This is a genomic window from Streptomyces kebangsaanensis (assembly GCF_001906585.1).
Classification (GTDB): domain Bacteria; phylum Actinomycetota; class Actinomycetes; order Streptomycetales; family Streptomycetaceae; genus Streptomyces; species Streptomyces kebangsaanensis.
Map to the genome: position 1 here is coordinate 99,264 of NZ_JUJA01000164.1, position 6,231 is coordinate 105,494.

Genomic DNA, 6,231 nt, shown 5'->3' on the forward strand with positions numbered 1-6,231 from the left:
GCCGGTCCAGGACGCGGGGGCCGCCGGCCCGGACGCCGTCGTGCTCGAACTCGTCGGTGACCCAGGTGCGCAGGCCGCGGATCGCGCGGGCGGTGTCGAGGGCGTGGGCGGTGTCGACGTACATGTCGTCGTGGTAGACGGCCGCGGCGACCGGGACCTCGTTGGCGGCGAGGCGGGCGGGGTCGTACAGGGGCTTCCAGTCGGTGCGGGAGGCGAGCAGGTCGGCGGTCTCGCGCAGGGGGCGCAGCGCCGGGTCGCAGTCGAACGTCCAGGGATGCACGGACTCGCCGGTGAACAGCACCGGACCGTCGCCCGCGAGCGCCTTGGCCGCGTCGAACTGCGGGAACTCGGCGCGGACCCGCTCGGCCGACCAGGCGGTGGGCCGGGCGTCCTGACCGTAGATCGCCTCGTGGACGAGGGCGTACAGCGGGTGGCCCGCGTACGACAGCAGGCCCTGGACCTGCTCCTGGAACGCGTCGGACAGCTCCGGCCCCCGCGGGGTGCGGACGAAGGCGTGTTCGAGGAGGAAGTGGAGGCGGTGGCTGCCGTCGCCGCTGCCGAGCATGAGGCCGAGGGACTGGAAGGCCTCGACGGTCAGGCGGTAGCCGTTCGGGAGCACCACGTCGTGGGTGAGGAGGTGGTCGGCGATGCGGCGGGCGCGGTCGACGTCCTGCGGATAGCGGGCGTAGTGGGCGGCGACCTTGCGCTCGATGCGCGGGTAGGCGGCCCGGTAGACGTCGTCGGCGTGCGCGTCCAGGGAGGGCAGTCCGCCGGTGATCAGGGCGGCTGCCAGGCCCTCGGGGTGCGCGGAGAGGTAGTGCACCGTGCAGAAGCCGCCGAAGCTCTGGCCGAGGACGGTCCAGGGGGCGCCGCCGGTCACCTCGGGGCGGATCGCCTCGCAGTCGCGGACGATCGAGTCGGCGCGGAAACGGGTGAGGTGGTCGGCCTGCTCGGCCGGGCCGCCGCGCAGCGGGAGGGTCTGGCGGTTGACGGGCGTGGAGTGGCCGGTGCCGCGCTGGTCGAGGAGCAGGACGCGGTAGTCCTGCAGGGCCCGGCCGAGCCAGGCCTGCTTGCTGACGAAACGGTTCGCCCCGAAGCCGGGGCCGCCCTGGAGGTAGACCAGCCAGGGCAGGTCCTTGCCTGCCCTGTCGCTCGCGACGACCTCACGGGCGTAGAGCTCGATCGTCTCCCCGGCCGGGTCGTCGTGGTCGAGCGGCACGGTGAAGGCGCGGTCGGTGAGGACGACGCCGGGCTGGCGGTAGCTGACGGTCAACGGTTCTCCCGGGACGGAGGGTTTACGGCCGTGTCCCAGTCCAGCACATGTTCGTCCGCCCTCCGCATCACGGGATCATGAAAATTGCCGCACCCGTGTCAGCGCGCGGGCAGGCTGGAGCCGCGTACCACCAGCTCCGGCTGGAGCACCACCCGCCGGTGTTCGTGCGCCGTCGGCGCCCCCTGTGCACCGGTCTCCTCCAGCAGCAGCTCCGCCGCCAGGGCGCCCATGGTGACCGCGGGCTGGCGGACGGAGGTGAGCGGGACGGCCGCGGCGGCGGCGAACTCGATGTCGTCGTAGCCGACGATGGCGAGGTCGTCGGGCACGTTGACCCCGGCCGCGTACATCGCCTGCAGCACGCCGAGGGCGAGCAGGTCGTTGGCGCAGAACACGGCCGTGGGCCGGTCGGCGTCGGGCAGGCCCAGCAGACGGGCGCCGGCGTCGCGGCCGGCGGCCACGTCGAGGCGCTCGGTGGGCAGCTCGCGCAGCGCGTCGGGGCCGAGTCCGGCCTCGGCGAGCGCGTCGAGGGCGCCGGTACGGCGGTCGCGCACCTGGTTGAGGCCGGGCGGGCCGCTGACGTACGCGAGGGAGCGGTGCCCGGCGTCCACCAGGTGCCGTACCGCCAGCGCACCGCCCGCCACGTCGTCCACGGAGACGGAGCACTCTGTGGTGCCCTCGGCGACCCGGTCGACCAGCACGAAGGGAATGCCGTGGCGGCGGAAGGCCGCGATGTTGCGGCCGGTGGCGTCGGCCGGGGTGAGCAGGACGCCGCGCACCCGCTGCTCGGCGAAGAGCGACAGGTACTCGGCCTCCTCACCGGGGCTCTGCGCGCTGTTGCAGACCATCACGCCGAGCCCGGCCGCGCGGGCCGCCCGCTCGGCGCCGCGGGCGACGTCCACGAAGAACGGGTTGCCCATGTCGAGGACGAGCAGCCCCATGATCCGGCTGCGGCCCGCGCGCAGCTGGCGCGCGGACTCGCTGCGGACGTAGCCGAGCCGGTCGATCACGGACTGCACCCGGGCCCGGGTCTCGGTGGCGACGGTCTCCGGACGGTTGATCACGTTCGAGACCGTGCCCACGGAGACGCCGGCGGCGCGGGCGACATCCTTGATACCCACCGATGGGGCCATCGGGCGGAGACCTCCAGGGATACGAGGGGCGGCGGGAAGACCTTCACATTACCGTCACCGCACCGCGCTTCCGAGCGGGTCGGGGCGCGGGTCGGGCGAGGTGGAAGACCTCGGTGAGGGGCTTCATCGCCTCGTCCGGGCGTGCGCCGTCCAGGGACTCGAAGAACGGCGCCGTCTCGGCCTGCCGGCGGGCGTTGACCTCGGTGGCCTCCATGCCGGCCCTGGCGGCCTCGAAGTCCTCCGTCTCCAGGTAGCCGACGAGCAGGCCGTCGTCGCGCAGGAAGAGCGAGTAGTTGTGCCGGCCGGTGGCCGTCAGCGCCGCGCGCATCTCGGGCCACACGGCGGCGTGGCGTTCGCGGTACTCGGCGATCCGGTCCTCGCGGACCTTGAGGAGGAAACAGACGCGCTGCATGAAGTACCGCCCGGGGATCAGAAGTCGAACCGGTCGATGTTCTCGGCGTCGAAGACCGTCGGCCTGCCGAGGTTGATCACGCCGTCCTTGCCGATGGTGTAGGAGCCCATGTCGCCGGCCGTGAAGGTCTCGCCCTCCCTGCCGGTGATCTGCCCGGAGGACAGGGCGACCGCGGTACGCGCGGCGAGCTCGCCGAGCTTGGCCGGGTCCCACAGCTCGAAGGCGTCGACGGTGCCGTTCTTGACGTACTTGCGCATGTCGTCGGGGGTGCCGAGGCCGGTCAGCTTGACCTTGCCCTTGTACTTGGAGCCGGACAGGTACTGGGCGGCGGCCTTGATGCCGACGGTGGTCGGGGAGATGATCCCCTTCAGGTTCGGGTACTCCTGCAGCAGGCCCTGGGTCTGCTGGAAGGACTGCTGGGCGTCGTCGTTGCCGTAGGCGATCCTGACCAGCTTGACGTCCTTGTACTTGGGGTCCTTCAGCTCCTCCTTCATGTAGCCGATCCAGGTGTTCTGGTTGGTCGCGGTCTGCGCGGCGGACAGGATCGCGATCTCGCCCTTGTAGCCGATCTGCTCGGCCAGCAGCTGGACTTCGGTGCGGCCGAGGTCCTCGGCGGAGGCCTGGGAGACGAAGGCGTGGCGGCAGTCGGGCTTGGTGTCGGAGTCGTAGGTGACGACCTTGATGCCGCTGCTCATGGCCTGCTTCAGCGCGGTGCACAGGGCGCCCGGGTCCTGCGCGGACACGGCCATCGCGTCGACCTGCTGCTGGGTGAGGGTGTTGACGTAGGAGACCTGGCCGGCGGTGTCGGTGGCGCTGGAGGGGCCGACCTCCTTATAGCTGGAGCCCAGCTCCTTGACGGCCTTCTCTCCGCCCTTGTCGGCGGTGGTGAAGTACGGGTTGTTGACCTGCTTGGGCAGGAAGCCGACGGTCAGTCCCTTCTTGGTCTCGGCGTTCGGGTCGGCCTTGCCGGCCGGGGAGGCGGCCCTGCCGCTGTCCTTGTTCACGTCGTCCTTGGTGGTGCCGCCGCAGGCGGTGGCGGCCAGGGCGAGCGAGGTGACGGCGGCGAGGGCCGCGCAGGTACGGCGGATCGAAGCTCTGCGCATGGGGGTTCCTTACGAGGGAGAGCGGACGGGGTCAGGGAGTTGCGGTGGGCGCCTCGGAGGCGTGCGGCGCGGGCGCCGATGCCGCCCGGCGTCCGGCCCTGGCGGCGGAGATCTGGCGTGCGACCCGTGGGCCGAGCACGGAGACGACGAGCAGGACGCCGGTGACGACGATCTGCGACTGGGCGGAGACGTTCAGCAGGCTCATCACGTTCTGCAGCGCGCCCAGCAGGAAGACGCCGGCGATCGCGCCGCCGAGCGTGCCCTTGCCTCCGTCGAAGTCGATGCCGCCGAGCAACACGGCGGCGACCACGGCGAGTTCGAGCCCGGTGGCGTTGTCGTAGCGGGCGCTGGCGTAGTGCAGGGCCCAGAAGACGCCGGTCAGGGCGGACATGAAACCGGTGGCGACGAACAGGATCAGCTTGTTGCGCCTGACCCGGATGCCGGCGAACCGCGCGGCCTCCTCACTGGCACCGATCGCGAACAGCGACCGCCCGAACGGGGTGGCGTGCAACGTGACCACGGCGATCGCCAGCAGCACGAGGAAGGGCAGGAAGGCCTGGGGCAGGAAGGTGTCGCCGACGCGTCCGGCCGCGAACTCCAGGTACGGGACGGGGAAGTCGGTCACCGCGTCGGAGCCGAGCACGATCTGCGCGATGCCCCGGTAGGCGGCGAGGGTGCCGATGGTCACCGCGAGGGAGGGCAGCCCGAGCCGGGTCACCAGCAGGCCGTTGACCAGGCCGCACACCGCGCCGAGCAGCAGGCACAGCGGGACGATCGTCTCGATCGCCATGCCCTGGTTCCACAGGGCGCCCATCACCGCGCCGGACAGACCGGCGGTGGAGGCGACCGACAGGTCGATCTCTCCGGAGACCACCAGCAGGGTCATCGGCAGGGCGATCAGCGCGATCGGCAGGGTGTTGCCGATCAGGAACGACAGGTTGAGGGCGTTGCCGAAGCCGTCGACGAAGCCGAAGGAGAACAGCAGGACCACGACGAGCAGGGCGCCGACGACCGTGTCCCAGCGGACGGCTCGCGTCAGGGAGGTCGCGGAGAAGTCAGCCATGGCGGGCGTTCCTCTTCTTCAGGGCCGAGGCCACGCGCAGCGCGACGACCCGGTCGACCGCGATGGCGAGCAGGAGCAGGATGCCGTTGATCGCCAGCACCCAGACGGAGCTGACGCCGAGGGCGGGCAGCACACTGTTGACGGAGGTCAGCAGCAGGGCGCCGAGGGCCGCGCCGTAGACGCTGCCGGAGCCGCCGGTGAAGACCACGCCGCCGACCACGACCGCGCTGACGACGGTGAGTTCGTAGCCGCTGCCGGTGCCGGAGTCGACGTTGCCGAACCGGGCCAGGTACAGGGCGCCGGCGAGCCCGGCGAGGCCGCCGCAGAAGGTGTAGGCGGCCAGGATCCGCTTGCGCACCGGGATGCCGGCGAGCCGGGCGGCCTCCGGGTTGGAGCCGAGCGCGTACAGCTCGCGGCCGCTGCCGTAGTGCTTGAGGTAGTACGCCGTCGCGACCAGGACGGCGAGGGCGATCAGCGCCAGGTACGGCACCGCCGAGATCCCGCCGGAGCCGAAGTCGACGAAACCGCCGGGCAGGTCGGCCGCGGTGATCTGGCGGGAGCCCACCCAGATGGAGTCGATGCCGCGGATGATGTAGAGCGTGCCGAGGGTGACGACGAGCGCGGGCACCTGGCCGAGGCTGACGAGGAGTCCGTTCAGCAGGCCGAAGCCGACACCGAGGAGCACCGCGAGGGCCACGGCCACCAGGGGGTTGCCGCCGCCGTGCAGATGGGTGCCGGCGGCGAAGGCGCTGATGCCGAGGATGGAGCCGACCGACAGGTCGACGTTGCGGGTGATGACGACCAGGGACTGGCCGGTGGCGACCAGCACCAGGATGGTCGCGTTCAGCAGCAGGTCCTTGATGCCCTGCTCGGACAGGAACTCGCTGTTGCCGACCTGGGTGAGGGCGATCATCGCCAGGAAGACGACCAGGATGGCGAGTTCGCGCATCTTGAACACGCGGTCGACCAGCCGGGTGCCGCTGGACCTGGGCACCTCGGTGGCGGAGGCGGGGTTGGGGGCGGTCACGGTCACGCGGCCCTCCCCGTGGCTGCGGCCATCACGGTTTCCTCGGTGGCGTCGGAGCGGGGGATCTCGGCGGTGAGCCGGCCCTCGTGCATGACGAGCACACGGTCGGCCATGCCGAGGATCTCGGGCAGGTCGGAGGAGATCATCAGGACGGCGACCCCGTCGGCGGCCAGTTCGCCGAGCAGCCGGTGCACCTCGGCCTTGGTGCCGACGTCGATGCCGC

At 71.7% G+C, this 6,231-nt stretch carries 6 protein-coding genes and 1 pseudogene; all 7 read right to left on the minus strand.

The window, feature by feature from the left end; genetic code table 11:
* A partial coding sequence (locus RH94_RS33550) for an alpha/beta fold hydrolase (protein WP_073952141.1) occupies window positions 1-1,273 on the minus strand: 1,273 nt, incomplete at its 3' end.
* Between the two features lie 98 nt (window positions 1,274-1,371).
* Window positions 1,372-2,403 carry a LacI family DNA-binding transcriptional regulator gene (locus RH94_RS33555; RefSeq protein ID WP_073952096.1) on the minus strand — a complete coding sequence of 344 codons (1,032 nt, stop codon included), beginning with the start codon at window positions 2,401-2,403 and terminating at the stop codon, window positions 1,372-1,374.
* Window positions 2,404-2,446: 43 nt separating this feature from the next.
* Window positions 2,447-2,815, minus strand: coding sequence for an L-rhamnose mutarotase (locus tag RH94_RS33560; RefSeq protein WP_073952097.1), 369 nt, complete (start codon window positions 2,813-2,815; stop codon window positions 2,447-2,449).
* 17 nt (window positions 2,816-2,832) lie between these two features.
* The gene (gene rhaS, locus RH94_RS33565) at window positions 2,833-3,918 is read right to left on the minus strand and encodes a rhamnose ABC transporter substrate-binding protein (RefSeq protein WP_073952098.1); all 1,086 of its coding nucleotides are present in this window, start codon (window positions 3,916-3,918) and stop codon (window positions 2,833-2,835) included.
* 31 nt (window positions 3,919-3,949) lie between these two features.
* Window positions 3,950-4,981, minus strand: a complete 1,032-nt coding sequence (locus RH94_RS33570) for an ABC transporter permease (protein ID WP_073952099.1) — start codon at window positions 4,979-4,981, stop codon at window positions 3,950-3,952.
* Complete coding sequence (locus tag RH94_RS33575) at window positions 4,974-6,014, minus strand: ABC transporter permease (RefSeq protein WP_073952100.1); 1,041 nt, start codon at window positions 6,012-6,014, stop codon at window positions 4,974-4,976. Before RH94_RS33575 ends, RH94_RS33570 begins: the two co-directional genes overlap by 8 nt.
* Window positions 6,011-6,231: pseudogene (locus RH94_RS45400) on the minus strand (D-xylose ABC transporter ATP-binding protein); the annotation flags it as partial. The pseudogene RH94_RS45400 and the gene RH94_RS33575, both read right to left, overlap by 4 nt.

Bases quoted from the DNA above. Each gene is read 5' to 3' on its own strand.
- rhaS (WP_073952098.1), bottom strand. From the start codon at position 3,918: ATGCGCAGAGCTTCGATCCGCCGTACCTGCGCGGCCCTCGCCGCCGTC.
- RH94_RS33560 (WP_073952097.1), bottom strand. From the start codon at position 2,815: ATGCAGCGCGTCTGTTTCCTCCTCAAGGTCCGCGAGGACCGGATCGCC.
- RH94_RS33555 (WP_073952096.1), bottom strand. From the start codon at position 2,403: ATGGCCCCATCGGTGGGTATCAAGGATGTCGCCCGCGCCGCCGGCGTC.
- RH94_RS33570 (WP_073952099.1), bottom strand. From the start codon at position 4,981: ATGGCTGACTTCTCCGCGACCTCCCTGACGCGAGCCGTCCGCTGGGAC.